24 protein-coding genes and 1 pseudogene are annotated in these 24,692 nt (G+C 73.2%); 7 read left to right on the top strand and 18 right to left on the bottom strand.

Features of this window, described 5'->3' with window-relative positions; all coding sequences use genetic code 11:
* Positions 1 to 50 precede the first annotated feature (50 nt).
* Positions 51 to 1,571 carry an alpha/beta hydrolase gene (locus ACIQGQ_RS09905; RefSeq protein WP_402392922.1) on the top strand — a complete coding sequence of 507 codons (1,521 nt, stop codon included), beginning with the start codon at positions 51 to 53 and terminating at the stop codon, positions 1,569 to 1,571.
* A 64-nt stretch (positions 1,572 to 1,635) separates the two neighbouring features.
* Here the strand turns inward: ACIQGQ_RS09905 and ACIQGQ_RS09900 are convergent.
* From ACIQGQ_RS09900 to ACIQGQ_RS09840, 13 genes and pseudogenes are all read right to left on the bottom strand, one after another.
* Positions 1,636 to 2,271: pseudogene (locus tag ACIQGQ_RS09900) on the bottom strand (phosphoribosyltransferase); the annotation flags it as partial.
* 5 nt (positions 2,272 to 2,276) lie between these two features.
* Positions 2,277 to 3,074: a VOC family protein gene (locus tag ACIQGQ_RS09895; protein WP_402392919.1), complete on the bottom strand. Its 798-nt coding sequence runs from the start codon at positions 3,072 to 3,074 to the stop codon at positions 2,277 to 2,279.
* Positions 3,075 to 3,345: 271 nt separating this feature from the next.
* Entirely contained in the window at positions 3,346 to 4,026 is a 681-nt protein-coding gene (locus ACIQGQ_RS09890; RefSeq protein WP_402392916.1) for a response regulator, read from the bottom strand.
* Positions 4,023 to 5,270, bottom strand: a complete 1,248-nt coding sequence (locus ACIQGQ_RS09885; protein WP_402392914.1) for a sensor histidine kinase — start codon at positions 5,268 to 5,270, stop codon at positions 4,023 to 4,025. The genes ACIQGQ_RS09890 and ACIQGQ_RS09885 overlap by 4 nt, the downstream gene beginning before the upstream one ends.
* Positions 5,271 to 5,365: 95 nt before the next feature.
* The gene (locus ACIQGQ_RS09880; protein WP_402392912.1) at positions 5,366 to 7,573 is read right to left on the bottom strand and encodes an MMPL family transporter; all 2,208 of its coding nucleotides are present in this window, start codon (positions 7,571 to 7,573) and stop codon (positions 5,366 to 5,368) included.
* Between the two features lie 350 nt (positions 7,574 to 7,923).
* A complete protein-coding gene (locus ACIQGQ_RS09875) occupies positions 7,924 to 8,724 on the bottom strand; it encodes an enoyl-CoA hydratase/isomerase family protein (RefSeq protein WP_402392909.1) in 801 nt (266 codons plus the stop codon).
* Positions 8,721 to 9,851: a cytochrome P450 gene (locus tag ACIQGQ_RS09870; protein ID WP_402393429.1), complete on the bottom strand. Its 1,131-nt coding sequence runs from the start codon at positions 9,849 to 9,851 to the stop codon at positions 8,721 to 8,723. Before ACIQGQ_RS09870 ends, ACIQGQ_RS09875 begins: the two co-directional genes overlap by 4 nt.
* A 465-nt stretch (positions 9,852 to 10,316) precedes the next feature.
* A complete protein-coding gene (locus ACIQGQ_RS09865) occupies positions 10,317 to 11,726 on the bottom strand; it encodes a cytochrome P450 (RefSeq protein ID WP_402392906.1) in 1,410 nt (469 codons plus the stop codon).
* Positions 11,727 to 11,835: 109 nt separating this feature from the next.
* Positions 11,836 to 12,426, bottom strand: coding sequence for a GTP-binding protein (locus ACIQGQ_RS09860; protein WP_402392903.1), 591 nt, complete (start codon positions 12,424 to 12,426; stop codon positions 11,836 to 11,838).
* Entirely contained in the window at positions 12,401 to 12,775 is a 375-nt protein-coding gene (locus ACIQGQ_RS09855) for a DUF742 domain-containing protein (RefSeq protein WP_402392900.1), read from the bottom strand. The genes ACIQGQ_RS09860 and ACIQGQ_RS09855 overlap by 26 nt, the downstream gene beginning before the upstream one ends.
* Entirely contained in the window at positions 12,772 to 13,194 is a 423-nt protein-coding gene (locus ACIQGQ_RS09850; RefSeq protein ID WP_366288795.1) for a roadblock/LC7 domain-containing protein, read from the bottom strand. The genes ACIQGQ_RS09855 and ACIQGQ_RS09850 overlap by 4 nt, the downstream gene beginning before the upstream one ends.
* Positions 13,191 to 14,489, bottom strand: coding sequence for an ATP-binding protein (locus tag ACIQGQ_RS09845; RefSeq protein WP_402392897.1), 1,299 nt, complete (start codon positions 14,487 to 14,489; stop codon positions 13,191 to 13,193). The genes ACIQGQ_RS09850 and ACIQGQ_RS09845 overlap by 4 nt, the downstream gene beginning before the upstream one ends.
* 312 nt (positions 14,490 to 14,801) lie before the next feature.
* Complete coding sequence (locus ACIQGQ_RS09840) at positions 14,802 to 15,260, bottom strand: Lrp/AsnC family transcriptional regulator (RefSeq protein ID WP_402392894.1); 459 nt, start codon at positions 15,258 to 15,260, stop codon at positions 14,802 to 14,804.
* Positions 15,261 to 15,359: 99 nt separating this feature from the next.
* Between ACIQGQ_RS09840 and ACIQGQ_RS09835 the strand changes: the two genes are divergently transcribed.
* On the top strand, positions 15,360 to 16,310 hold the full coding sequence (locus ACIQGQ_RS09835) for an SMP-30/gluconolactonase/LRE family protein (RefSeq protein ID WP_402392891.1): 951 nt from the start codon (positions 15,360 to 15,362) through the stop codon (positions 16,308 to 16,310).
* Between the two features lie 67 nt (positions 16,311 to 16,377).
* Here ACIQGQ_RS09835 and ACIQGQ_RS09830 read toward each other — a convergent pair whose 3' ends face one another.
* On the bottom strand, positions 16,378 to 16,992 hold the full coding sequence (locus tag ACIQGQ_RS09830) for a TetR/AcrR family transcriptional regulator (protein ID WP_402392888.1): 615 nt from the start codon (positions 16,990 to 16,992) through the stop codon (positions 16,378 to 16,380).
* Positions 16,993 to 17,155: 163 nt separating this feature from the next.
* On the opposite strand from ACIQGQ_RS09830, the gene ACIQGQ_RS09825 reads away from it, so the two are divergent.
* The 3 genes from ACIQGQ_RS09825 to ACIQGQ_RS09815 all read left to right on the top strand — a co-directional run bounded on the left by ACIQGQ_RS09825 (position 17,156) and on the right by ACIQGQ_RS09815 (position 19,933).
* On the top strand, positions 17,156 to 18,100 hold the full coding sequence (locus ACIQGQ_RS09825) for an alpha/beta fold hydrolase (RefSeq protein ID WP_402392886.1): 945 nt from the start codon (positions 17,156 to 17,158) through the stop codon (positions 18,098 to 18,100).
* A gap of 70 nt (positions 18,101 to 18,170) precedes the next feature.
* Positions 18,171 to 18,977: a calcium-binding protein gene (locus ACIQGQ_RS09820; RefSeq protein WP_402392883.1), complete on the top strand. Its 807-nt coding sequence runs from the start codon at positions 18,171 to 18,173 to the stop codon at positions 18,975 to 18,977.
* Between the two features lie 179 nt (positions 18,978 to 19,156).
* Positions 19,157 to 19,933 carry a polysaccharide deacetylase family protein gene (locus tag ACIQGQ_RS09815; protein WP_402392880.1) on the top strand — a complete coding sequence of 259 codons (777 nt, stop codon included), beginning with the start codon at positions 19,157 to 19,159 and terminating at the stop codon, positions 19,931 to 19,933.
* Between the two features lie 42 nt (positions 19,934 to 19,975).
* On the opposite strand, the gene ACIQGQ_RS09810 is transcribed toward ACIQGQ_RS09815, so the two are convergent.
* Entirely contained in the window at positions 19,976 to 20,473 is a 498-nt protein-coding gene (locus ACIQGQ_RS09810) for a hypothetical protein (protein WP_402392878.1), read from the bottom strand.
* Positions 20,474 to 20,506: 33 nt separating this feature from the next.
* Positions 20,507 to 21,013: an NUDIX hydrolase gene (locus tag ACIQGQ_RS09805; RefSeq protein ID WP_402392875.1), complete on the bottom strand. Its 507-nt coding sequence runs from the start codon at positions 21,011 to 21,013 to the stop codon at positions 20,507 to 20,509.
* A 202-nt stretch (positions 21,014 to 21,215) separates the two neighbouring features.
* Here ACIQGQ_RS09805 and ACIQGQ_RS09800 point away from each other — a divergent pair, with 202 nt between their 5' ends.
* Complete coding sequence (locus ACIQGQ_RS09800) at positions 21,216 to 21,686, top strand: TrkA C-terminal domain-containing protein (protein ID WP_352274180.1); 471 nt, start codon at positions 21,216 to 21,218, stop codon at positions 21,684 to 21,686.
* A gap of 2 nt (positions 21,687 to 21,688) precedes the next feature.
* A complete protein-coding gene (locus tag ACIQGQ_RS09795) occupies positions 21,689 to 22,981 on the top strand; it encodes a cation:proton antiporter (protein WP_402392872.1) in 1,293 nt (430 codons plus the stop codon).
* A gap of 62 nt (positions 22,982 to 23,043) precedes the next feature.
* Here the strand turns inward: ACIQGQ_RS09795 and ACIQGQ_RS09790 are convergent, their stop codons facing one another.
* The gene (locus ACIQGQ_RS09790) at positions 23,044 to 23,991 is read right to left on the bottom strand and encodes a M56 family metallopeptidase (protein WP_402392870.1); all 948 of its coding nucleotides are present in this window, start codon (positions 23,989 to 23,991) and stop codon (positions 23,044 to 23,046) included.
* A gap of 7 nt (positions 23,992 to 23,998) precedes the next feature.
* On the bottom strand, positions 23,999 to 24,475 hold the full coding sequence (locus tag ACIQGQ_RS09785) for a BlaI/MecI/CopY family transcriptional regulator (RefSeq protein ID WP_402392868.1): 477 nt from the start codon (positions 24,473 to 24,475) through the stop codon (positions 23,999 to 24,001).
* Positions 24,476 to 24,692 lie beyond the last annotated feature (217 nt).

The following is a 24,692-nucleotide window of genomic DNA, read 5'->3' as shown; positions in this document are numbered from 1 at the left end:
TCCGGGCTGCCGGATGGGCCGGAGGGCCCCGCCCCACCACGCTGTGGGACATGAGGAGTTACCGAAAATCCGCCGCGCTCGTCGCCCTGTCCGCCACCGCCGCCGTCACCCTGCTCACCGGGGCCGCGCCTCCGGAGGCCGCCGCCTCCGCCGACTCCGTACCCGCGCTCTCCTGGCGGCCCTGCGCCCGGGCGGACGGACCGGCCGGGCAGGAGTGCGCCGAACTGCCCGTCCCCCTGGACTACCGGGATCCGGACGGGCCGCGGCTCTCCCTCGCCGTGACCCGGGTCCGCAGCGACCGGCCCGCCGAGCGGCGCGGGACGCTGCTGGTGATCCCGGGCGGGCCGGGCGGCTCCGGGGTGCGGGAGGTGACGGAGACGGGGACGGCGTTACAGCGGGAGACGGGCGGGCGGTACGACGTCGTGAGCCTCGACCCGCGCGGGGCAGGCGGCAGTACGAAGGCGGGCTGCGGCCTCGGGCCGGAGGACCGGGAGCTGATCAACATCCGGTCCTGGCCCGGCCCCGACGGTTCGATCGACGAGAACGTGGTCCGGGCCCGGCGCACCGCCGGGACCTGCGCCCGCAACGGCGGCGCCCTGTTGCGGAGCCTCACCACGGCCAACGAGGTGCGGGACATCGACCGCTTCCGGCAGGCGCTCGGCGAGGAGAGGCTCTCGGCCTGGGGCGTGTCGTACGGCACGTACGTGGGGGCGGTGTACGCGCAGAAGTACCCGCAGCACACGGACCGTTGGGTCCTGGACAGCAACGACGACCCGGACCCGGCGCGGGTCGAGCAGGGCTGGATGGCCAGTGCGGCGGTGGGGGTCGACGACCGCTTCCCCGACTTCGCGCGCTGGGCCGCCGATCCGGCCCGGGACGCGGAGGGGCTGCGGCTCGCGCAGCGGGCCGAGGACGTGCGGCCACTGGTGCTGGCGCTGGCGGCGCGGCTGGACCGGGAGCCGGCGGAGACCACCACTCCGGGTGTTCCGCTGACCGGCAACCGGCTGCGCCAGGCACTCCAACTGGCGCTGGCCTCCGACGACTCCTTCACCGGGTTCGCGGAACTGGTCCGGGCGGCCGGGGACGGCAAGGGCGGGGACGGCACGGCGAAGCCGGTGCTGCCCGCCGCGCTGAGCGGGCCGCTGCCGGACGCGGACGCGACGGTCGCGATGGGCGTGGTCTGCAACGACGTGCGCTGGCGGGGCACCGTCGCCCAGTACCGGCGGGCCGTCGCCGCCGACCGGGTGGCCCATCCGCTGACCGCCGGGGCACCGGCGAACATCAACGCGTGCGCCTTCTGGAAGGACGCCCCCGTCGAGAAGCCGGTCGCGATCACCGACCGGGGACCGTCCAACATCCTGATGATCCAGGGCCTGCGCGACCCGTACTCCCCCTACTCCGGCGCCCTGCGGCTGCGCGCCGCCCTCGGCGGACGGGCCCGTATGGTCGCCGTCGACCGGGGCGGCCACGGCATGTACCTGGCCAACGGGAACGCCTGCGGAGACCGCGCCGTCACCACCTTCCTGACCACGGGGAAGCGGCCCGGGCAGGACGTCCTCTGCACGGGCTGACCGTGCCCCGCGACCGGCCGCCCCGGCCGTCGGGCGGTCAGTCGCAGCCCGGTGTGGGGTGGCCGCCGTTGCGGGCCCGGGTCAGGAGGGAGATCACCTCGTCGTCGGGGGTCTGCGAGAAGTCCCGGTACCACTCGCCGACCGCGTGGAACAGCCGGGGCGCCGACAGGCACACCACCCGGTCCGCGACCCGGCGCAGCCGTACGAGCGCCTCCGGGGGCGCCACCGGTACGGCCGCCACCAGCAGGGCCGGGTGCTGGGCGCGCACCACCCGGCAGGCGGCCTCGGCGGTGGCGCCGGTCGCGATGCCGTCGTCCACGACGACGACCGTCCGGCCGGCGAGCGGTACCCGGGCCCGGCCCGCCCGGTAGACCCGGGCCCGGCGGGCCAGCTCGGCCTGCTCGACGCGTTCGACCGCCGCGAGGTCCTGCCGGCCGGCCCGCAGCGGACCGGCGACATCCTCGTTGACGACCCGTACCCCGTCCTCGCCGATGGCGCCGAACGCCACCTCCTCGTGGTGCGGCACCCCGAGCTTGCGGACGACGATCACGTCCAGCTCGGCGCCGAGGGTCTGCGCCACCTCGAAGGCCACCGGGACGCCGCCGCGCGGGAGGCCCAGCACGACCGGGTCCTCCCGCTCCAGACCGCGCAGCTCCTCGGCCAGCTGCTGTCCCGCGTCGGCGCGGTCGACGAACAGCACGGCGGTCAGGAGACCGGGGCGGTCTCGGGCGGGGCGCCCTCGGTCGTATCCACGTCGATCAGGGAGAACGCGGCGCCCTGCGGGTCGGTCAGCGCGGCGAACCGGCCGAACGGCATGGACTGCGGGCCGTAGCGGAGGACGGCGCCGCGCTCGGTGGCCTTCGCGACGGCCGCGTCGCAGTCGGCGACGGTGAAGTAGACGTTCACGTACGACGGGACCTCGGGCGGGAACTCGTCGCCCATCGCCATCCGGCCCATGACGGTCTCGTCGCCGAGGTTGAAGAGCCGGAAGTCGACGTGCTCGTCCCGCATCTCGCGCAGGGTGTACGGGAAGACGGCGGGGAAGAAGGCGTCGGCCTTCGCGGGCTCCCGGGTGAAGACCTCGGCCCAGCAGTACGCGCCGGGCACCCCGCGCGCCCCGAAGCCCTCGTGGCTGCCCGCCTGCCACACGCCGAAGGCGACGCCGCCGGGGTCGCGGGCCATCACCATCGTGCCGAAGTCGCCGACCGGCATCGGGTCCATCAGGGTCTCGCCGCCGTTCGCGCGGATCTTCTCGGCGGTGGCGGCGGCGTCGGGCGAGGCCAGATAGAGGCACCAGGCCGACGGGGCCTCCTGGCCGGGCATCGGCGGCATCAGGGCGGCGACGGCCTTCCCGTCGGCGTACGCCTGGGTGTAGTGGCCGAACTCCGCCGACGACTCACCGAACGTCCAGCCCAGCACGTCCCCGTAGAAGCGCTTCGCGGCCTCCAGGTCGGCGAACATCGCGTCGGCCCAGCAGGGGGTGCCCTCCGGCAGTGCGGCCATGGCCTGACTCCTTCCCGATCGGGTGGATGGTCCGGCTCCTCGCGCCAGGGACTGCCCCGCGATCCCTGGCGGGCGCGCGGCGACGGCTCTGGCACCTCGCCGCAGCGCTACGGCACCTTGCCGCGTTGTCGGAACATCCGCATACATCCACTATGCGAATATTCCTCCGCCTTGCGACGCAGCGCATCCGACGCCGCGCGCCGATCCGCCGCGGATCGCGGGACAGCCCTTCGCCGGCACACCGCCGTCCCGCGCGTCGGGCGCCGGGGCGCTACCCCCGGTCCTGCGGCGGGTCGACCCGGACCAGGCCCGACTGGTAGGCCATGGCGACGAGCTGGGCCCGGTGCCGGGCGCCCAGCTTCGACATCGCACGGCCGATGTGCGTCCGTACGGTCAACGGGCTGACGTGCATCAGCGCGGCGATCTCGTCGTTCGACAGCCCCTCGGCGGCCTGCGCCATCATCTCGCGCTCCCGGGCCGTCAGGACGTCCAGCGACGCCGGGGCGGCGGTCCGGCCCTCCGGGCGGGCGAGGTAGCGGGTGATCAGGGACCGGGTCGCGGTGGGCGACAGCAGCATGTCGCCCGCGGCCACCGTCCGGATGGCGTCCAGCAGCTCCTCGGGGCCGACGTCCTTGCCGAGGAAGCCGCTGGCACCCGCCCGCAGGGCCCGGGTCACGTACTCGTCGATCTCGAAGGTGGTGAGGATGAGGATGCGGGTGCTCCGCAGCGTCTCGTCGCGGCAGATCGCCTCGGTGGCGGCGAGACCGTCCATGCCCGGCATGCGGATGTCCATGACGACCACGTCCGGGACGGCGGTCCGGGCCAGCTCCACCGCCTCGCGGCCGTCCGCCGCGACGCCGACGACCTCCATGTCGTCGTTCGACTCGATCAGCAGCCGGAACGTTCCGGCCAGCAGCGCCTGGTCGTCGGCCAGCAGCACCCGGATGGTCACGGCGCCGTCCTCCCGTCGTCGTCCCCTTCCCCGGACTCCCCGGGAAAGGCCCCGCCCGGCTCCTCCAGCGGAAGCTCGGTGGACACCTCGAAACCACCGCCCGGCCGGTGTCCGGCGGCCAGCCGGCCGCCCGCCGAGCGGGCCCGTTCGCGCATGCCGATGAGACCGTAACCCGGGGTTCCGGTGGCCGGTCGCGCCTGACCGTCGTCGATGACGGTCAGGGTGAGCACCCGGTGCCCGTAGACGAGCCGGACCGAGGCGTTCGCACCGCCCGCGTGCTTGGTGACGTTGGTCAGCGCCTCCTGCACGACCCGGTACGCGGTCAGATCGGCGCCCGGCGGCAGCGGGCGGACCTCGCCCTCCACCCGGACCGACACCGCCAGGCCCGCCTGCTCGAACGAGGCGATCAGCTCCGGCAGCCGGGCCAGCCCGGGCGCGGGCTCCAGCGGGGCCTCCGGATCGCCCTCGCTGCGCAGCAGCCCCACGGCCGCCTTCAGCTCGCGCAGCGCGGAGGAGGTGGTGCCCGCCAGCTGGTCGAGGGTCCGCTGCGCCTGGTCGGGCTTGCTGCGCAGCAGGTACGCGGCGGTCGCGGCCTGGGCGTGGGCGAGGGTGATGTGGTGGGCGACGATGTCGTGGAGTTCGCGGGCGATCCGGGTCCGCTCCTCGCCGACCCGGCGCCGGGCCTCCTCCTCGCGGGTGCGTTCGGCCAGTTCGGCGCGGGCCTCCACGGCCGCCAGATGGTCGCGCCGGCTCCGTACCAGCTCGCCGAGGGCCCCCGCCAGCAGGACGGACGAGACGAGGCCGAGCTGGTCGCCCCTGAGCAGCGCCGGGTGGTTCCAGCCGGTGGAGAAGACCAGCAGGGCGACGGCCGAGCCGACGGTGTAGACCGCGGCCGTACGCGGGGTCGTGCGCTGGGCCAGCAGGTAGAGGGCGACCAGGGCGGCGCCCACCACGCTCGTGTTGGGGTCGAAGGAGGTACCGGAGCCGGGGTTGCCCATGAGCCCCAGGGCGCCACCGGTCACGGTGGTCGCCACCACCGTGAGGCGCGGGTAGCGGCGGTGGCCCAGCACCAGGACGGCGGAGGGCACCAGGGCGGCCAGCACGAACCCGGGCTCCGGGGCCCGGACGATCCGGCCCTGGGCCAGGGTGCCGGCGAAGACGGCGACGCCCCACAGCACCACCGCCACCAGCAGGTCCGTGGTGCGCGGGTGGTGGCGGAGCCACCGGCGCCCTTCGGTGAACACGTTCTCCCTCTCCCTCCTGCGGACCGTGCCGTTTCCTTTGAATTCTCCCGGTTCGTCCGGCCGGGGCGCGTACCGGCCCCGGCCGGACGACGGGCTCATACGCCCACGGGCTCGGCCGCGGGCTTCCCGGGGGCGGTGCGGTTCAGCGCCTCGCCCTCAACATCCACCTCGGGCAGGACCCTCGCCAGCCACCCGGGCAGCGACCACGCCCGGTCGCCCAGCAGGGCGAGCACGGCCGGGACGATCGTCATCCGGACCACGAAGGCGTCGAAGAGGACGGCCGCGGCGAGGCCCACCCCGACCATCTTGATCATCGGGTCGGTCATCCCGACGAACCCGGCGAACACCGCGATCATGATGACCGCCGCCGCGCCGACCACCCGGGCGCTGTGCCGGAAGCCGGTGACGACCGCCGCGCGGGGGCGTTCCCCGTGCACGTACGCCTCCCGTATCCGGGTCACGAGGAAGACCTCGTAGTCCATGGCCAGGCCGAAGACCACCCCGATCAGGAAGATCGGCATCAGGCTCACCACGGGGCCGGTCTGCTCGATGCCGAGGAGGTCGGCGAACCAGCCCCACTGGAAGACCGCGACGATCGTGCCGAAGGCCGCCGCGACCGACAGCAGGAAGCCGAGCGCGGCCTTGAGCGGGACCAGCAGCGAGCGGAAGACGATCATCAGGAGCAGGAAGGCCAGGCCGACGACGAGCGCCAGGTAGGTCGGCAGGGCGTCGTTCACCTTCTGCGCCAGGTCGATGTTGACGGCGGTGGTGCCGGTGACGAGCATCGTCGCGCCGGTGTCGGCGGCCAGGCCGCGCGCCGTGCGGCGGAGGTCGTGGACCAGGTCGGCGGTGGCCGCGGAGCTGGGCCCGGTGGTGGGCACGACGGTGAGGACCGCGGTGTCACCGGCCTTGTTGAAGGCGGCGGGGGTCACGGCGGTGACGCCCCCGGTGGCGGCGATCCGCTTCCCGGCCCGGTCCGCGGCGCTCTTCGGGTCCGCGGCGTCCTTCGCGTCGACGACGACGGTGAGCGGCCCGTTGAAGCCGGGGCCGAAGCCGTCCGCCAGGGCGTCGTAGGCGCGGCGCTGGGTGGTGGAGACGGGCTGCGCCTCGTCGCCGGGCATGCCGAGCCGCAGGTCGAGCGCCGGTACGGAGATCAGTCCGAGGCCGAGCACGGCCAGGACCAGGACGGCGAGCGGGCGCCGGACCACCGCACGGGCCCAGCGGACGCCCAGCGCGGGGCGGACGCCGCGCGCCCGCCGCCGGCCCGGCCGTTCCCCGTCCGGCCGCTCGCCGCGTCCGGCGCGCGCCAGCACGGCCCGCGGGAAGAAGCCGAGCAGCGCGGGCAGCAGGGTCAGCGCGACCAGGACGGCGACCACGACGGTGCTCGCGGCGGCGACCCCCATCTTCGTGAGGATCGGGATGCCGACCACGGACAGGCCGGCCAGGGCGATGACGACGGTGAGCCCGGCGAAGACGACGGCGGAGCCCGCCGTGCCGGTGGCGCGGGCGGCGGCCTCCTCGGCTCCGTGGCCCTCGGCGCGCTCGGTCCGGTAGCGGGAGACGATGAACAGGGCGTAGTCGATGCCGACCGCGATCCCCAGCATCAGGGCGAGGGTGGTGGTCGTGGCGGACATCCCGACGGCCACGATCGAGGCGGCGCCGATGCCGACGCCGACGACCGCGGTGAGCAGCGGGAGGCCCGCCGCGACGAGCGAGCCGAAGGTGACGAGCAGGACGACCGCGGCGGCGGCCAGCCCGATGGCCTCGGTGGCGCCGCCCAGCTCGCTCTCCGGGGCCAGGGCGGTGCCGCCCATCTCCACGGTCAGGCCTGCCCGCTGCCCGGCCTCGGCGGCGTCGCGCAGGGCGTCGGTGGCGGCGTCGGTGAGTTCGGCGGGCGCCGCGGTGAAGGCGACGGTGGCGTACGCGGTCGTGCCGTTCCCGCTGACCGCCCCGGCCAGCGAGAACGGGTCGAGGACGGTCCGGACCTGCGGGCCGTCCGCCACGTCGGCGACGACGCTTTCGACGGCGGCCCGGTTCGGGCCCGCGGTGATCTTCTGGCCCTCGGGGGCGACGAAGACGATCCGGGCGTCGGCGGCGTCCGCGTTGCCGCCCGGGAAGCGCCGGTCCAGCAGGTCGAACGCCTTCTGCGACTCGGTCCCGGGCATCGAGAACGCGTCGTCGGGCGCGGTCGGCGCCTTGGCCGCGGCCAGGGCGCAGGCGGCCAGGAGCACGGCCCAGAGCAGGGCGACGAGCCGGCGCCGTCGGAAGGACAGCCGGCCCAGCCGGTGGAGGAAGGTGGCCACGAAGGGGCGCTCCGGTTTCTCTGGATCGGACGGAGGGGCTGCGGCGTGGTGCCGCCCTCCGGCCGTGCCGGGACCGCGCCGGGGCGCGGCGGGGCCGGAGGGATGCCTCGATCCTTCGTGAGAACGGATGCCGTGTCGTCGTGCGCCCGCAGGCAGTACGGGCTACGGCCGGTGCAGGTCGCCTCTACGGCCGGTGCAGTACGACCGGACCGGCCCGTACGCGATCCGGCCCGCCCGTGCGCGGTGCGCGATCCGGCCGGAACGGGCCGGTCCTTACGTACCCGGCGGCGCGGCTCCCGGACGGCGGCGGTGTGCCGCGTCCGGGAGCCGCGCGGGCGGCCGGGCGTGGGCTACCGGCGCCGGGTCGCCGCCGCGACGGTGGCCATGAGCTCCGCGTCCAGCACCGCCGGATCGGCCAGCCGGGTCGGGGCCGCGTACGAGTTGAGCAGGGCCTTCGTGACCCGCAGGGCGGCCTCGGGGCGGCGCACGATGGGCTTGGTCCAGGCGGCGACCGCCGCGTCCAGCCCGTCCTCGGGCACGATCCGCTGGAGGACGGAGAGCTCGTGCGCCTCGGCGGCGTCGAAGGCGCGCCCGGTGAGGATCAGCTCGCGGGCGCGGGCGGCGCCGACCTCGTGGATGAGCCGGGGCAGTACGCCGCCCCAGGCGGTGGGCAGCCCGAGCGCCAGCTCCGGGAGCCGGAAGCCGGCGGTGTCGGCGCCCACCCGCAGGTCGCAGGCGAGGGCCAGGGCGAGCCCGGCGCCGATCGCCCGGCCCTGGATCCGGGCGATGGTGACGGCGTGGCTGGTGGAGATCGCCTCGCAGACCCGGCGGGCCTTCTCACCGGCGATCCGGATGCCCCGGCCGGTCGGGTCCGCGTCCAGCCAGTCGGCGAACTCGCCCCGGTCCCCGCCCAGGCAGAAGTCGTCCCCGGCACCGCTGAGCACCAGCACCCGGACGTCCGGGTCGGGCACGGCCAGCACCGTCAGCAGGTCGTCCAGCATCGCCCCGGTCACCGCGTTGCCGGTCTCCGGGGAGTCCAGCTCCACCCGGAGCACGGCGCCGTCCCGCTCGGCCCGCAGGGTGCTCGGCCGCGGCGGCGCGGGGGCGTACGCCGGGGGCGGGGGCACGTACGGCGGGGGCGGGAGCGTCATGCCGCCACGCCCAGCGAGACGATCCGGCGGAAGACCAGCCGGGAGGCGTAGTCGGCGGGGGCGACGGTCCGCAGGGTGGGGAATCGTTTCAGCAGCTGGGTCAGGAGGGTGCGGGCCTCCAGTCGGGCGAGGGCGGCGCCCAGGCAGTAGTGCACCCCGCCGCCGAAGGTCAGATGCGTGCCGCGACGCCGGATGTCGAAGGCGTCCGGGTCCTCGTTGCGCCGGGGGTCGTGGTTGGCGGCCCCGTACATCACGTGGACCATGCTGTCCTTGGCGATCGGCACGCCCGCCAGCACGGTGTCCTCGGCCGCCACCCGGGTGTTGATGTGGATCGGCGGGTCGTAGCGGAGCACCTCGTCGACGGCGGCGTCGATGTGCCCCGGGTTGCGGGCCAGCCACTCCCAGCGGCCCGGCTCCCTCAGCAGCAGTTCCACCATGGCCGACAGCAGGGTCGCGGTGGTCTCCAGCGAGGCGATGGTGACGAACATGGTGAGCCGGTAGAGGATCTCGTCGGCCGTCCCGCGGTCCGGCTCGCGGGCGTCCCAGTGGTGGATCCAGCCGGTCAGGATGTCGTTGCCGGGGTGGGCGCGGCGCCGCTCGACGAGTTCGGTGAAGTAGGCGCGCAGCTGGAGGGTGGCCTCGGCGGAGACGGCGAGCTGGCTCTTGGTGGGCAGCAGTTCCTGGGCGTGCACCTGGTTGTGGGTGATCTCCAGGATGTGCGCGTGGTCCTCGGGCGGGATGCCCAGCCAGGAGCCGATGGTGCTGATCGGGAGCTGTTCGCTGACGATGCTGACGAAGTCGGCCTCCCCCCAGCGGAGCTTGTCGGCCAGGTCGTCCAGGAGGCGGGTGGCGTGCTCCTCGACCAGCGGGGTCAGCCGCTCGATCGTCGACCGGTCGAAGAGGTTGCCGAGGCTGCGGCGCTGGCAGGTGTGTTCGGGGGCGTTGAGCCGGGAGAGCGTCTTGGTCATCTCCTGCGTGGCGGCGGCCTGCCAGCGCTCGGGGTCCGGTTGTCGCTCCTGCCAGGCGAAGTCGGGGGCCAGCCAGTTCCGGCCCCGCAGCACTTCGCTGCAGGTGTCGTAACCCGTCACGAAGTACGCGTCCCAGGGAGCGCGTACGACATCGCCCATGGCCCGCAGCCGGGCCAGTAGAGGGTAGGGATCAGCCTGCCCCTCGGGCGATTTGAGACGTCTGAGGAGGGAGATGAGGGCACGCCGGTCTTCGGGGTGACTGTCGGTGCCACGTATAGCGCTCACGCAGAGTTCCTTGACCTGGGCTCATGGTTACCGGCAGAACCTACCCCTCCGCATATGCCGCCCAAGCGCGCTTCGCTGTTGGCCGTATCACAACGAAAGTGCCATCCGGCCCCTTGTCAATCACTCACACGAGTACCAACTGCCTCGTGAGTCACTCCAGTTACATAAATAATGGGCCGTCATGTACAGACAAGGCCGGTTTACGACTAATTGCGCGTAGCGCGGAATCAGCCAGCCTCAAGGTGACCGATTCCGCGCTCTCCATGACCGGTTACCGGCCGCTCGCGTCCCTCTCCGTGTCATCGACGGCCGGTCGCACCGACCGTCGATGACAGACCGTCACACCCGGAAGACGTCCAGGAAGGAGCTCCACCAGCCCTTGGTCTTCTTCGGCTGCTCGGCCGACCGGTCGTACGGGGCCGACGCGGCCGGGTCCGGCGCGGACTCCCGGACCGGGGCGGCGGCCGACGGCGCGGCCGGCACCGCGGCCGAGCGGCGGGCGGCCGGGGTGAAGCGGACCGGGAGCGAGACCAGGGCCCGGTGGAAGGGGCCCGGCCGCCACTCGACCGCGTGCGGATCCACGGCGAGAGCCAGGTCGGGCACCGAGTTGAGGACCTTCTCGATCGCGGTGAGCGCGATGAGCTGCGCCGGGGACTTCGCCGGGCAGACGTGCGGCCCCGCGCCCCAGGCCAGGTGGGCGCCCTTGCTCAGGGTCTGGCGGGCGTCGGTGAGCGCCGGGTCGCTGTTGGCCGCGGCGAAGCTGATCAGGACCGGGGAGTCGGCCCGCAGCGTCACCCCGCCCAGGTCGATGTCCTGGACCGGGTAGTGCGCCGCGTAGTTGGCGATCGGCGGGTTGTTCCACAGCACGTCGTCGAGGGCGTCCTCGACCAGCATGCCGGTGCCGCGCCGCTGCGGGGCGCCGGTCTCGCGGGACAGCATCAGCAGCAGCGCGTTGGCGATCAGGTTGCGCTCCGGCTCGACGCCCGCGCCCATCAGCATCACGAGCTGGTCCTTCAGCTCCTCGTCCCGCAGCCCGGCCGGGTGCTGGATCAGCCAGGAGGTGATGTCCTCGCCCGGCTGGCGCCGCTTGAGGGCGACCAGCTCCATCAGGCACTCGGTCAGCTCGGTGTTGGCCCGGAGCACGTCCACACCGTCGAAGATCGCGGACATGGAGCGGGTGAGCCGGTCGCCGATGTCGCCGGGGCAGCCGAAGAGCTGGTTGAAGAGCAGGAGCGGCAGCAGCTTGGCGTAGTCGCCGAGCAGGTCCGCGCTGCCGCGCTCGACGAACTGGTCGATGAGGTAGTCGGCGATCCGCTCCACGTCCCGGCTGAGCCGGGTGGTGTTGAGCCGGGCGAGGCTCTCGGTGACCGCCTTGCGCAGCCGCAGGTGCTCCGTGCCGTCCGTGAACAGGCAGTTGGGCCGGTACATCATCATCGGCAGCACCGGGCTGTCCATCGGCACCCGGCCCTCCCGCAGCGCGGCCCAGCGCCGGGAGTCGCGGGCGAAGTACGACGGGTTCTGCAGCACCCGCAGCGCGGCCTCGTGCTGCACCACGAGGGTGGCCTCCACGCCGGGGGCCAGCTCGATCGGGGCGGCGAGCCCGTGCGCCCGGAACGTGTCGTACACGCGCTGCGGATCGGCGGCGAACTCCGGCCCGTAGAGCGAGGTCTGCCGCCCACCGCCCATCGGGCACCCGCTGGGGGCGCTGTCGGCGGCGCGGTACGGGGTGGATCCCGGCGACGAGTCCATGTGTGATTCCTCGGTGTGAACGCGGGCCGGGGGCGGCCCGTACGGTGGAAGGAGAACGGGCCGGCGGCCCCGGGGCCCGGTCGGCCGGGGCGGTCCGGGCCCCGGTGGCTCAGGCCACGCGGGTCAGGAGGTGCTGGACCAGGGTGATCAGGGCCTGCGCGGACGACTTCTCGTCCCGGGCGTCGCAGTACACCACCGGAGTGTCCGGCAGCAGGTCGAGCGCCTCGCGCAGCTCCGCCTCGCCGTGCCGGCTGCCCGGGTCGAAGCTGTTGACCGCGACCGCGTACTCCAGCCCGTACGTCTCGACCAGGTCGATCACCGGGAAGGTGTCGGCGAGCCGGGCCGGGTCGACCAGGAGGAGGGCGCCCAGCGAACCACGCGCCATGTCCTCCCACAGCTCGACGAACCGCTGCTGGCCCGGCGTACCGAACAGGTACAGCACCAGTTCGTCGCTGAGGGTCAGCCGGCCGAAGTCCAGCGCCACGGTCGTGGTCACCTTGTCCGGCGCGCCCCGAAGGTCGTCGATGTGCGCCCCGGCCTGGGTCATCCGCTCCTCGGTACGGAGCGGAGTGATCTCGGAGAGGGTGCCGATGAGCGTGGTCTTGCCCACCGCGAAGTGCCCGACGACCAGGATCTTCGCCGCCCGGCGCACCGCGTCCGACACATAGATGCTGTCAGCCGAACCGGACGTGGAGTCCATGCAACACCTCTTCGAGGATCTTCCTGTCAACGAGCTGGGCCGGCGGGGGCGCCTGGCGGCGCATCAGGTGACCTTGTTCCGCTAAATCGTTCAGCAGCAGCCGCGCCACCCCGACCGGCTGGCCGAGATGGCCCGCCACCTCGGCCACCGACAGGTAGCCGCCCGAGCACAGCTCCCAGATCGCCCGGACCTCCGGGCTCGGGTTCGGCGGCGGCTGCCGGTCGGGCGCGATGGTCACCAGGGTGACCAGCGACAGCACCTCCGCGTCGGGCAGGCTGCGCCCGCCGGTGACGACGTACGAGCGGACGAAGCCGCTGCTGACCGCCTGCTCGTCGCCCGGCGTCGTCATATGCCGGATCCCGGTACGCCGACCCCCGCGTCCTGCCGGGGCGGCGTCGTCATCGCCTTCCCCAACGCGGTGACCTGCTGCTGCATCCGGAAGGACATGGCCTCCATGTCCACGTCGGCGGCGGCCGCCGCGGCGAGATAGGCACCGGTGCCGGCCGCGATCAGGAAGATCCAGCCGTGGTCGTACTCCAGCAGCGTCTGCCGCCAGCGGCCCGGGGCGGCCTGGGCCCCGATGAAGGGCGCCACGGCCCGGCTCAGCGACTGCATGGAGCTCATCGCCGCCGCCACCGTCTCCGCGTCGTCCCGGCCGATCTCACTGGAGTTGGCCAGCAGCAGACCGTCGGCGGAGACCAGGATCGCGTGGCGCGCGCCGGGTACCTGGAGCAGGTCGTTGAGTACCCAGGACAGATCGGGGTTCACTGGAACTCGGGTCCTTCCGTCGTCGTCGTGTCTCGCCCGGACCGCGTTCCGCGCTGGAACGCGCCCAGACGGGAAGCGGTCTCCTCATTGCTGCGCACCGGACCGGCCTCGGCCGGCGGTACCACCGACACCGGGCTCTTGCGACGACGCTTGGGCAGGCCGCCGGCGGTGGTGGCGGACCCGAAAGGCTGCGGTGCGGACCCGAAGGGCTGCGGGGCGGCGCCGGTGTGCGCGGCCGGGGGGAACAGCGGGGTCGGGGACGGCGGCAGCGGCGCGGGCGCCGGGGCCGGTACGGGGGCGGGTGCCTGGCGCCGGGGCAGCGCCGCGATCTCCGCGTCGTGCCGCTCGACGGCGACCGGGACCGGGGCGGGCACGGCGGCCGGGGCCGGCAGGTCGTTGGTCAGCAGCTCGTCGGGGAGCAGTACCACCGCGCGCACACCTCCGTACGGGGACACCGAGTCCACCGAGACCTTGAAGCCGTACCGGGCGGCCAGCACCCCGGAGACGGCGAAACCGAACTGCGGGGGGATGCCCAGGCTGGAGACGCTGATCGCGGCCTGCGGGGCGAGCAGGGCCGCCGCGCGGTCCTTCTCCTCCTGGCCCATGCCGAGGCCGGCGTCGTCGACGATCAGGCAGACCCCCGTCGGCACCGCCTGGATGTTGACCTCCACCGGCGTGCCGGGGGCCGAGTAGTTGGTGGCGTTGGCCAGCAGCTCGGCGAGGACCACCGCGACGGGCTCCACGGCCCGGCTGACGACCGAGAAGTTCACCTGGCCGTTGACCCGGACCCGGTCGAAGTGGCGGATGCGCCCCTGGGCGCTGCGGGCCACGTCGTACACGGACGCGACGGTCTCGCGCCGCCCGAGCCAGCCGCCGCAGAGCACCGCGATGCCCTGCGCCCGGCGCCCGAACTGGCTGTTGGCGTGGTCGACGGCCATCAGGTCGGCGAGGATCGCCGGGTCGTCGCCGTACTTGCGCTGGGCGTTCTCGATGACGAGCTGCTGCTCGTCCGCGAGGCTCTGCAGCGTACGGACGGCGGCCTTGAGGACCGCCTTGGTCTCCTCCTCGGCGTCCCGGCGGACCTCGGTCAGCTCGGCGGAGTGCTGATGCGTCAGGCCGGTGTGCGCGACGTGGATTTCGTCCCGCTGCCTCTGCAGCAGGTCGCGCTGCTGGTGCAGTTCGGCGTTCTGTCTACGCAAGCGGATGTTGGTCGTACGAGCCCGCAGAACGGCACCCACGGCGGCCAACGCGACGACAACCAGCGCCCAGAAGAGCAGGCCCTGTGCAAATGTCATGAGACTCACTTCAAGTGCCATGGCTAGGGATACGGCTTGACGATCCTTCGGGTACCACACCTGCCGGGCCGGTCCGGCCACGACCTGCGCCACCCGGGGAAGGCCCCTCCGGATGTGGAGCCGAGGAATTCATCCCTCCCGGAATGCCCCCATATGCCATCAGCCCACTGGAAGTAAGATGATCTTAACATCGGCCGCTCTGGCAATTGTCAAGACCGACACGCCAGTTGCGATCCGATGCCGAATGTTCACAAGCGCCTCACGAGGCCCGTGCGACACGGCCCCTCGGGGTTCACGACGGGCGCCGGAAGCTCAGTCCTGGTCCCGGACGCCGGAGTCCGGCGGGACGGGCCGCTCGAAGAAGGTCTCCAGGACGACCGTGGCCCTGGTCCCGTTGACCCCCTCGATCGCGTGGATGCGCCGCAGCACGTCCTGCAACCGCTCGGTGGTCGCGGTCCTGACCTTCACCAGCACCGAGGCGTTCCCAGCGATGACGTGCGCCTCCTGGATCTCCGGAACGGCCGCGAAGCACTCGGCCGAATCCCCCATCCACGAGGTGGAGTCGACCGTCACGTAGGCCAGCACGCCGTACCCCACGGCCGCCGGATCGACCTCGACCGCCGTCCGCCGGATCACCCCGCGCTCCCGCAGCTTCCGCACCCGCTCGTGCGTGGCGCCGGCCGAGAGCCCCACGGCCCGGCCCAGCACCGCGTACGACTGGGTGGCGTCCCGCTGAAGTTCCGTCAGCAGTACGCGATCGATGTGATCCACGGCTCTCCGTTCGACAGATTCTTGTCACAGCCATACGGCATCTTGCATTCTCCCTTCTGCACAGGAAACCATTCGGTCCTGCCGAGAGGGACGAGCGTCATGACTCAGGAACGCCCCGCACTCTACGAATCCTTCGACGACCGGTTCCGCACCGGGCGGTGCATGAACGGTGACGCGGCCCTCGAAGTCCTGTACACCGGCTGCCGGTGGGCCGAGGGCCCGCTCTACGTGCCCGCCTGGCGGCAGGTGGTCTGGAGCGACATCCCCAACGACCGGATGCTGCGCTGGGACGAGGAGACCGGCGCCGTGGGCGTCTTCCGCCGCGCGGCGGGCCACACCAACGGCAACACCCTCGACCGCGAGGGCCGCCTGGTCACCTGCGAGCAGGGAAACCGCCGGGTGACCCGCACCGAGCACGACGGCACAGTGACCGTGCTGGCCTCCCACTGGCAGGGCAGGCGGCTGAACAGCCCGAACGACGTGACGGTGAAGTCCGACGGCTCGGTCTGGTTCTCCGACCCGGACTTCGGCATCACCAGCGACTACGAGGGCCACCGCGCGGAGAGTGAGATCGGCGCCAACCACGTCTACCGCGTCGACCCCGTCACCGGCGAGGTGCGCCTGGTCGCCGACGGCTTCCGGGCCCCCAACGGGCTGGTCTTCTCGGCGGACGAGCGGCGGCTGTTCGTCTCCGACACCGGGGCGGGCCTCATCCGCGTCCTCGGCGTGCGGGAGGACGGGACGCTGACGGACGGGGAGGTCTTCGCCGAGGCCGGTGCCCGCGCGGCGGCCCGCTTCGACAACATCCGCTTCGACGCCGACGGCCGGCTCTGGGCCGCCGCGATGGGCGACGGCGTGCACTGCTACGACCCGGACGGCACCCTGATCGGACGGCTGGACGTCCCCGAGGCGGTGGCCAACATCTCCTGGGGCGGCCCCAAGCGCAACCGCCTCTTCCTCACCGCCGAGACCAGCCTCTACTCGGTGGTCATGGGCGTCACGGGCACCCACCCGACGGGCCCGGGCCACCGACCCTGGGCCACCGCTTAGCGGGGAACGGCGGGCGGGGGCGGCGCCACGGCCACGGACGGGGAGGGCACACCCCCGCCGTACGCCGTCACCCGGCCGCCGGGGGCGTGAAGACGCGGTCCAGGTGGTGGCGGAGGACCGCGGCGGCCGACTCCGGGGTGCGCTGGCCGACCAGGACGGCGGTCCCCATCCCCGCCGCCATCGCGAGCAGGCCGACCGCCTCCGTACGCGCGTCCGCGCCCGGGTCGGCCGCGCCGGAGTCCTGCGCCTGCCGGATCAGCCCGGCCAGGACGTCCTCGGCGGCGTCCGGCCGGTCGGTGAACGGCTGGGCGGCCAGCGCCTCGTCGGTCACCGACAGCACCGCGTACGAGGTGTAGAGCAGATGGAAGGTGCGGCTCTCCGGATCGGTCGGGAGCGAGGTCAGCAGCAGCGCCTCGGCCGTCGCGCGCGGACCCGGGCCGAGGCCCTGGGCCCGCAGCCGCTCGCCGACCCGGGCGGAGAACCGGTCGGTGAGGTGCCGCAGCCCGTAGAGCAGCAGCTTCTCCTTGGTGCCGAAGTAGTACTGCACCAGCCGCAGCGACACCCCCGCCTCGGCCGCGACGTCGCGCATGCCGACCGCGTGCAGCCCGCGCCGCCCGGCGACCCGGACGAGCGCCTCGGCGATCAGGGCCCGCCGCTCCTCGTGGTCCACGCGCTTCGGCATACTTCCCGGCCTCCACCTCATCGCTCGCACGCGCGCCCCGGCCGCCTGCCCGGACATCTTCATGGTACCGCCGTACCAACATAATGGTACGGTCGTATCAATACCGGGTGGGGCCGATTCCCCTTCCCGGTGACGTCCCGACCAGCCTCACCGGAGGTGCGCTGTGCCCGAGACAACCGCCCGAGCCCGCCGCGACATCGGCCGCTACGTCAACGAGAAGCTGCGCGACCGCTACTTCGCCGCCTGCGACGCCCTGTACGCGCTGGGCGCCCCGGCCGGCGCCGAGACCGATGTCGAGACCAGCTTCGGCACCACGCACGTGTACCGGTACGGCCCCGACGACCCGGCCGCCGCCGCCCGCACCCCGGTCGTCCTGATCCACGGCTCCGGCGGCTGCTCCGCGCAGTGGTACCCCAACACCCGGGCGCTCGCCGCCGAACGGCCCGTCTACGCCCTCGACACCCCCGGCGACCCCGGCCGCAGCGTGCACCGCGAGCCCATGTGGCAGCCCGAGCGCGCCGCCCGGTGGATGGACGAGGCCCTGGAGGCGCTGGGGCTGGACCGGGTCCACCTCGTCGGCTCCTCCTACGGCGGCTGGCTCGTCATCAACCAGGCCCACCTCCGCCCCGGCCGGCTCGCCTCGGTGACCGCGCTGGACCCGGGCGGGCTGGAGAAGGTGGGGCTGCGCTTCTTCGTCTGGATCTTCGCCAGCCTGTTCGCGACCTTCGCCCCGAAGGCGCTGCGTCCCCGGCTGGCCGCCTGGCTGGAACAGCCGGTGCTCGTGGTGCCGGAGCTGCGCGCGATGATCCAGGCCGGTGTACGGGCCTTCCGGATCCGGCGGCCCTCGCCCCTCCCGCTGACCGACGATCAGCTCAGCACCATCCGTATGCCGTTCTACCTGGTCATGGGCCGTCGCAGCCTGCTGGTCCACCCCAAGCGCCAGCTGGAGCGGGTGCCCCGGCTGATCCCCGGGGCCCGCGCCGAGATCATCGCCGGGACCGGCCACGGCCCGCAGATCGACCACCCCGACCTGGTCAACGCCGCCATGCTCGCCTTCTTCCGCGGCGCGGAAGAGACGGAGCGGACGGAGAAGACCACCATTCAATAAGCGCAGGGCAAAGTCTTGGCCAACGACGTAGGCTCCTGGTGGTTGATCAAGAACTTCACAGGGGGGTTCCATGCATCACACGAACAGGACCGGGAACATCGGCGGAGCCGGACGGGTCGCCCTGATCGGCGCCGGCCTCGCGCTGGCCGCCACCGGTATCGGCACCACCGCCGCCCAGGCCGCGGACGGCGGCTCGGGCGACATCAGGATCGACAAGGTCGTCGTCAACGGCGGCAAGCCGGTCGTGGTCGGCACCACCAACAAGGTGTCCTTCAAGGTCTCGGTGACCGCGTCCGACAACTCGGGCATCGCGGAGACCACGTACATCAGCGCCTTCGGCCCCAACCCCAACTACGCGCAGATCTGGGACGACGAGATCACCTGCGTCAAGGCGAACGCCACCACGTCGACGTGCTCCGGCACGCTGACGTTCGACCCGACGGCGTCGACCGGCTTCGTCAACAACAAGGCGGCGGCCACCTGGGACCTCGGCGTCCTGGTCTCCGCCAACGATCTCAACTACATCCACCGGGACGCCGCCGCCCGGTTCAAGGTGCAGCGCTACTCGAAGCTGACGGTCAACGCCGCGCCCGAGCCGGTGAAGAAGGGCAAGACCCTCACCATCACCGGCAAGCTCTCCCGGGCCAACTGGGAGGACAACAAGTACCACGGTTACGCGGGCCAGTCGGTGAAGCTCCAGTTCCGCAAGAAGAACAGCAGCACCTACACCACCGTCAAGACCATCAGGACCAGCAGCACCGGCACGCTGAAGACGACGGCCAAGGCGTCGGTCGACGGCTACTGGCGCTACAGCTTCGCCGGCACGTCCACCACCCCGGCCGTCAGCGCCGCCGGTGACTTCGTCGACGTGAAGTAACTCGCAAAAGAGCTGGTGAGGTAGCGGACGCTCCGGTTCCGAGGTCCGGTACGGGCTCCGACTGTCGCCGATCCCCTGCGGAATCGTCCGCGATCGGTAACAGCGGGGCCCGTACGGGCGTTCGTATGGCTTCATTGACGCAGGGCACGGCGGAGACGAAATCAAAAGGGGCGGGCGGCATGGCGAAGCACAAGGGACGGGGATGGCACGGCCGACTTTTCGGGGCCGCCCTCGGAGTGACGGCGCTGGCCGCCGGCGCCTCGGTGTGGACCGCGCAGGCCGACCCCGCCGGTGCGAGCAAGCCGGAGGCGAGCGTCTCGTCGCCGGCCCATGACGAGGGCAAGGCCGCCAAGGTCGCGGTGGACATCGCGCACGCCTCGGACAAGGGTGCCAAGGGCGTCAACATCACCATCGACGACGGCCCGGACCCCAACTGGACCCCGCAGGTTCTCCAGTTGCTCAAGGAGAACAAGGTGAAGGCCACGTTCTGCATGGTCGGCACGCAGGCCCAGGCCTACCCGGACCTGGTCAAGCGGGTCGTGGCGGAAGGCCACCGGCTCTGCAACCACACGGTCTCGCACGACACCTCGATGGACCGCAAGTCCGAGGCGTACCAGTCCAAGGAGATCCTGGACGCCGAGCGCATGATCACCAAGGCGTCCGGCGGTGTCCGCCCGCAGTACTACCGCGCCCCGGGCGGTGCCTTCACCCCGTTCAGCCGCCAGCTCGCCGCCTCGCACGGCATGCGTCCGCTCGGCTGGAACGTCGACACCAAGGACTTCGAGCGCCCCGGCGCGGACGTCATGGTCGCCACCGTCAAGCGCGAGATAGCCAACGGCCCGACGGTCCTCTTCCACGACGCCGGCGGCGACCGCTCCCAGACCCTCACCGCCCTCCGCGAGGTCCTCCCCTGGCTCCGGGAGCAGGGCTACCTCTACGGCTTCCCGGTCCGCTGACCCGGGGCGGCCCCGGGCCGGACGTTCCCCCGCGCCCCCGCCTCACCGCCGGGTGATCGAATCGACGGCACCGAGGTCCTGGCGCATCACGGCCCGGAGCTCCGCCAGCGCCCGGTCGAGCCGGTCCTCCAGCTCACGGTAGGCGGGGCCGCCGGCGACGGGACCGTCCGCGTCCGCCGCCCCCGCCACCAGCAGGTCCCGGGTGTCCCGCAGGACCAGGAACGCGGAACGGGCCGCGTCCACGATCTCCCGGGGCGCGACGATGGCCAGCTGGTGGCGGATCTCGTAGGCCCCGGGTGCCAGGAACACCTCGCGCACCCGCTGCCGGCGCTCCTCCCCGTGGCCCTCCTCCCGCGCGCACTCGTCGAGCGCCGTGCGCGTCCGGGAGAGCGCGGCGGTGTACTCGGCGTAGAGCTGCCGCCGGACGTCGAGGCTCTGCCCGGCCCGCTCCCTGCGCCATCTGAGCCGGTCGGTGAGCAGCGTGGAACCGATTCCGATCACCGCACCGAGCGCCGTGCTGACTGGCGATATCCACTCCATACCGCCCGAGGGTAGGGGTCGTGCCGCCCGGGGTCAGTGGTGCCAGGGCAGCCGGACCGGGGCTTCCGGGACCCGCCCTGCCACGAGTCCGGCCACCAGTCGGGCCAGGCCGAAGGGGTAGACCGTCTCCTCGGTGGCCGCCAGCTCCGCGAGCGTCCACCAGCGGTACCCGGCGTGGTACCTGCGTTCGTCGTCCGCCAGCCCGGACTCGTCGATGCGGCCGCCCGTGGCCCGGGCGTGGAAGAACACGTCCCGGAAGACACCCTCGGCCCATCCGAGATCCGCGTACCCGGAGGTCTCCGCGACCATCGCGCCAAGCTCCTCCGGCCCGATCGACAGCCCGGTCTCCTCCCGGAGTTCGCGGGACGCCGCCTCAGCCGGGCTCTCCCCGTCCTCGACGCCGCCGCCCGGGGTGCACCATCCGTGACCGCTCCCGGGGTCGTCCGGGTCGACCCGGAACCTCAGCAGGAGCAGGCGTTCCCGCTCGTCGAGGAGGAGAACGCGGGCGGACTCTCGGCGAAGGCCTTCCGGGGCGGACATCCCGGCAGCGTATCCAGCGGGGTGACGGCCCGGAAGGGAGCAGAGGCCCGCTCCGGCTCGTCCGGCACCCCCGCGCAACCCCCCGTACACCCACCCGTGCGGCCCACGCCCCGTGGCCGGTGGGACCCTCCGGATAAGGTAATGGGCGGATAAAGAGATCACCAAGTGCGTCGGAGTCGGCGCGCACCCTCGGGAGGAAGCCATGGGAACCCACCGCACCACGCTGCCCGGAGTCGGTGTGCAGTACGACTACACGACCGAGTCGGGCCAGCACATCTCCGTCGTCGTCCACCACGACGGGCGCCGGTTCATCGGCTTCTACGACCAGGACGACCCTGATTCGTGCCGGCTCTCGGTACCGCTGACGCCCCAGGAGGCCACCGGCCTCGCGCACCTCATCGACGCGGCGCCCATCGACGCCGTCCGGACCGAGGGCATCGACCTGGTCACCGAGCACATCCCGCTCGGCACCCGCTCCCCGTACGGCGGGCGGCTGCTCGGGGACACCAAGGCGCGCACCAGGACGGGGGCGTCGATCGTCGCCGTGCTGAGGACCCACAGCGCGCACCCGTCCCCCGGGCCGGACTTCCGGCTGGCCATCGGGGACACGCTTGTCGTCGTAGGAACACGTGAGGGCGTGGACACGCTCTCCGAGATCATCGCGGAGGGCTGACCGTGCACGACACGACCGCACTGCTGGTGGAGCTGGGCTCCGTCATTCTGGGGCTCGGACTGATCGGGAGGTTCGCCGGCCGCATCGGCCTCTCCCCGATCCCGCTCTACCTGCTGGCCGGACTCGCCTTCGGACAGGGCGGGCTCCTGCCGCTGGGGGCCAGTGAGGAATTCACCGCCGTCGGCGCCGAGATCGGCGTCATCCTGCTGCTCCTCCTGCTCGGACTGGAGTACAGCGCGTCGGAACTGGTCACCAGCCTCAAGACCCAGTACCCCTCCGGGGCCGTGGACTTCGTACTCAACGCGACCCCGGGAGCCGTGGCGGCGCTGCTGCTCGGCTGGGGTCCGGTGGGGGCGGTCGCCCTGGCCGGGGTCACCTGGATCTCGTCGTCCGGGGTCATCGCCAAGGTGCTCACCGACCTCGGACGGCTCGGCAACCGGGAGACGCCGGTCATCCTCGGCGTCCTCGTCATCGAGGACCTCTCGATGGCCGTCTACCTGCCGCTGCTCACCGCGATGGTGGCCGGTGTCGGCCTCGCCGGCGGCAGCGTCGCACTGCTCATCGCGCTCGGCACGGTCGGGCTGGTGCTCTACCTGGCGCTGCGGCACGGCCGGCTGATCAGCCGGGCGGTCTCCTCCGACAACCCGGAGATGCTGCTGCTGGTGGTCCTCGGGCTGACCGTGCTGGTCGCCGGGGTCGCGCAGGAGCTGAAGGTGTCCGCCGCCGTCGGCGCCTTCCTGGTCGGCATCGCGCTCTCCGGGGAGGTCGCCGAGGGGGCCCGCAAGCTGCTGACGCCGCTCCGGGACCTGTTCGCCGCCGTCTTCTTCGTCTTCTTCGGGCTCTCCACCAACCCGGCCGAGATCCCGCCGGTGCTGATCCCCGCCGCGCTGCTCGCGATCACCACCGTCTTCACCAAGATAGCCACCGGCTGGTACGCCGCCCGGCGGGCCGGGATCGGCTCGCGCGGCCGCTGGCGGGCCGGCGGCACGCTCGTCGCGCGCGGTGAGTTCTCCATCGTGATCGCCGGTCTCGCGGTGGCCACCGAGCCCCGGATCGGGCCCATCGCCACCGCCTACGTCCTCATCCTGGTCATCGTCGGCCCGCTCACCGCCCGCTGGACCCAGCCGGTCGCGGCCCGGATCGGCGCCTGGCGCGCCGGGAAGGGGACGGACGCCGGGGTCTCCGGCGGCGCCGGCACCCCGGCCGGAGCCGGAGCCGGTACGAAGCCCGGGGACGTACGGGCCGAGCCCGTCGCCGCGCAGCAGGACTTCGCGCCCGCCGCCGACCAGTCCTGACGCACCCGCAGCACCCGCACCACCCCCGCGACCCCGCCGCGAACCGTCCGCTCCCGAACGGTTCAGAGCGGGGTCGCCGCGTGCAGGATGCCCACCAGCGTCACCGCCGCGTTCAGCGAGGAGAGCGCCGAGGCCACCGTGCCCACCGTCGCGACCAGCGCGGCGAGGGCGGCATGGGCGGAGGACGGCGGCCACAGCCGCACCGGCTCCACCGGGGTGAGCAGCGCCTCGACCCGCCGCGGCACCGGGCCCGCCGGGGCCGCGAAGGCGGCGAACCCGGCGGAGGCGTCCGGCCCCCGGTGCGAGTACAGCGCCGCCTTGCCCACCGCGATCGCCACCACCCGCCGGTCGCCGACCGCGCGGGCGGCCTCCTCGTCCGCCCACCGCTCGGTGCTGTACGACACCGCGGTGCGCAGCGGCCGCAGGAACGGGTTGGCGCGGGCCGCGAGATGGACGGCCAGCAGATAGCGGTGGTGCCGGGCCGCGAGGTGGGCCCGCTCGTGGGCGATCAGGGCGCGCCGCTCGTCGGCGTCCAGGCAGTCGGCCATCGCGGTCGAGACGACGACCCGGCCCGGGGTGCCCGGCAGCGCGTAGGCGTACGGCTCCGGGTCCGGGAGCACCGCGACCCCGTCCTCGACGACCGAGGGCGCGGCGGCCAGTGCCCGGCCCGCGCGCACCCGCAGCCGCACATGGCGCAGCACCGTCCGGCCGCAGGCCGCCAGTACCACGGCCAGTACCCCGATCGCGACGACGCCCGCCTTCTCGTCGTACGGCACCGCCTCGCGCACCTCCGGGTCCGCCCAGCTGTCCGGGAGCGGGTTGCCCGGCAGTTGGGCGGTGCCCACGACCATCAGCAGGCCCAGGCAGAGCGTGCTGCACAGGGCGAGCAGCACGCCGACGACGGCGAGCAGCCGGGTCGCGATACGCGGGTGCAGATGCTGTTGGGCCAGACGCGCGATCGGCAGCGCGGTCAACGGCAGGATCAGCGGCAGCCAGACGAAGACACCCATCGGCGGGCTACTGGCCTTCCGTCTCGCGGGAACCGGGTTCCCGGGGGCCGTGCTGCGGCGGGTCGTCCGGGGCGGCGGCCCCGGCGAGCAGGGCGCGCAGGCGTTCCTCGTCGCCGGGCGAGAGGGCCGAGACGAAACGGGCGAGGACGGCCCCCCGGTCCCGCTCGCCGTCCAGCACCCGGCGCATCCGCAGGGCCGCGAGTCCGGCCTCGTCGGCGGCGGACGTCCAGACGTAGGAGCGGCCCTCGCGGGTGCGGGTCACGGCCTTCTTCACAAGGAGGCGGGAGAGGATCGTGATGACGGTGGTGTAGGCGAGGTCGCCGTCCAGGCGTTCCTGGACCCAGCCGGCCGTCGCGGGGCCTTTCGCGGACCGCAGTACGGCGAGGACCTGGGACTCCAGTTCGCCCTGGCCGCGCCGGGGCGGCCTGGCCTCCGCGGGGGGCGGACACACCCCGCCGGGAAGCCGGTGCGGGGTGTCGGGCACTCGGCCGGATCGTGGTTCGTTGTCCTGGGGGTGGCCGGGCCTGGCCGAGTCCATCGGGGGTCCGCCCTTCTGCGCCGCCGCGTCCGCCGCGGTGTCGCAGCATCCTACTGACCTCCGGTCAGGGAGCGCGGCGGGTACTCCTGCTGCTAACTTCTACACGTCTGTAGAGTTGAACTCCCGTCCGGCACCGCGCCGCAAGGCGAGCCGCAACGCAACG

Source organism: Streptomyces sp. NPDC092952, assembly GCF_044754785.1.
Lineage (GTDB): Bacteria > Actinomycetota > Actinomycetes > Streptomycetales > Streptomycetaceae > Streptomyces.
The sequence above is the reverse complement of the archived record's forward strand: the minus strand, read 5'-3'. Positions and strand labels throughout refer to the sequence as shown.

What these genes read in the sequence shown, in the direction of transcription:
- ACIQGQ_RS09865 (WP_402392906.1), bottom strand. Translation starts at nt 11,726, where the DNA reads ATGGACTCGTCGCCGGGATCCACCCCGTACCGCGCCGCCGACAGCGCC.
- ACIQGQ_RS09820 (WP_402392883.1), top strand. Translation starts at nt 18,171, where the DNA reads ATGCATCACACGAACAGGACCGGGAACATCGGCGGAGCCGGACGGGTC.
- ACIQGQ_RS09810 (WP_402392878.1), bottom strand. Translation starts at nt 20,473, where the DNA reads ATGGAGTGGATATCGCCAGTCAGCACGGCGCTCGGTGCGGTGATCGGA.
- ACIQGQ_RS09830 (WP_402392888.1), bottom strand. Translation starts at nt 16,992, where the DNA reads ATGCCGAAGCGCGTGGACCACGAGGAGCGGCGGGCCCTGATCGCCGAG.
- ACIQGQ_RS09875 (WP_402392909.1), bottom strand. Translation starts at nt 8,724, where the DNA reads ATGACGCTCCCGCCCCCGCCGTACGTGCCCCCGCCCCCGGCGTACGCC.
- ACIQGQ_RS09790 (WP_402392870.1), bottom strand. Translation starts at nt 23,991, where the DNA reads ATGGGTGTCTTCGTCTGGCTGCCGCTGATCCTGCCGTTGACCGCGCTG.
- ACIQGQ_RS09815 (WP_402392880.1), top strand. Translation starts at nt 19,157, where the DNA reads ATGGCGAAGCACAAGGGACGGGGATGGCACGGCCGACTTTTCGGGGCC.
- ACIQGQ_RS09845 (WP_402392897.1), bottom strand. Translation starts at nt 14,489, where the DNA reads ATGACATTTGCACAGGGCCTGCTCTTCTGGGCGCTGGTTGTCGTCGCG.
- ACIQGQ_RS09805 (WP_402392875.1), bottom strand. Translation starts at nt 21,013, where the DNA reads ATGTCCGCCCCGGAAGGCCTTCGCCGAGAGTCCGCCCGCGTTCTCCTC.
- ACIQGQ_RS09870 (WP_402393429.1), bottom strand. Translation starts at nt 9,851, where the DNA reads ATGGGCGATGTCGTACGCGCTCCCTGGGACGCGTACTTCGTGACGGGT.
- ACIQGQ_RS09895 (WP_402392919.1), bottom strand. Translation starts at nt 3,074, where the DNA reads ATGGCCGCACTGCCGGAGGGCACCCCCTGCTGGGCCGACGCGATGTTC.
- ACIQGQ_RS09835 (WP_402392891.1), top strand. Translation starts at nt 15,360, where the DNA reads ATGACTCAGGAACGCCCCGCACTCTACGAATCCTTCGACGACCGGTTC.
- ACIQGQ_RS09855 (WP_402392900.1), bottom strand. Translation starts at nt 12,775, where the DNA reads ATGACGACGCCGGGCGACGAGCAGGCGGTCAGCAGCGGCTTCGTCCGC.
- ACIQGQ_RS09905 (WP_402392922.1), top strand. Translation starts at nt 51, where the DNA reads ATGAGGAGTTACCGAAAATCCGCCGCGCTCGTCGCCCTGTCCGCCACC.
- ACIQGQ_RS09800 (WP_352274180.1), top strand. Translation starts at nt 21,216, where the DNA reads ATGGGAACCCACCGCACCACGCTGCCCGGAGTCGGTGTGCAGTACGAC.
- ACIQGQ_RS09860 (WP_402392903.1), bottom strand. Translation starts at nt 12,426, where the DNA reads ATGGACTCCACGTCCGGTTCGGCTGACAGCATCTATGTGTCGGACGCG.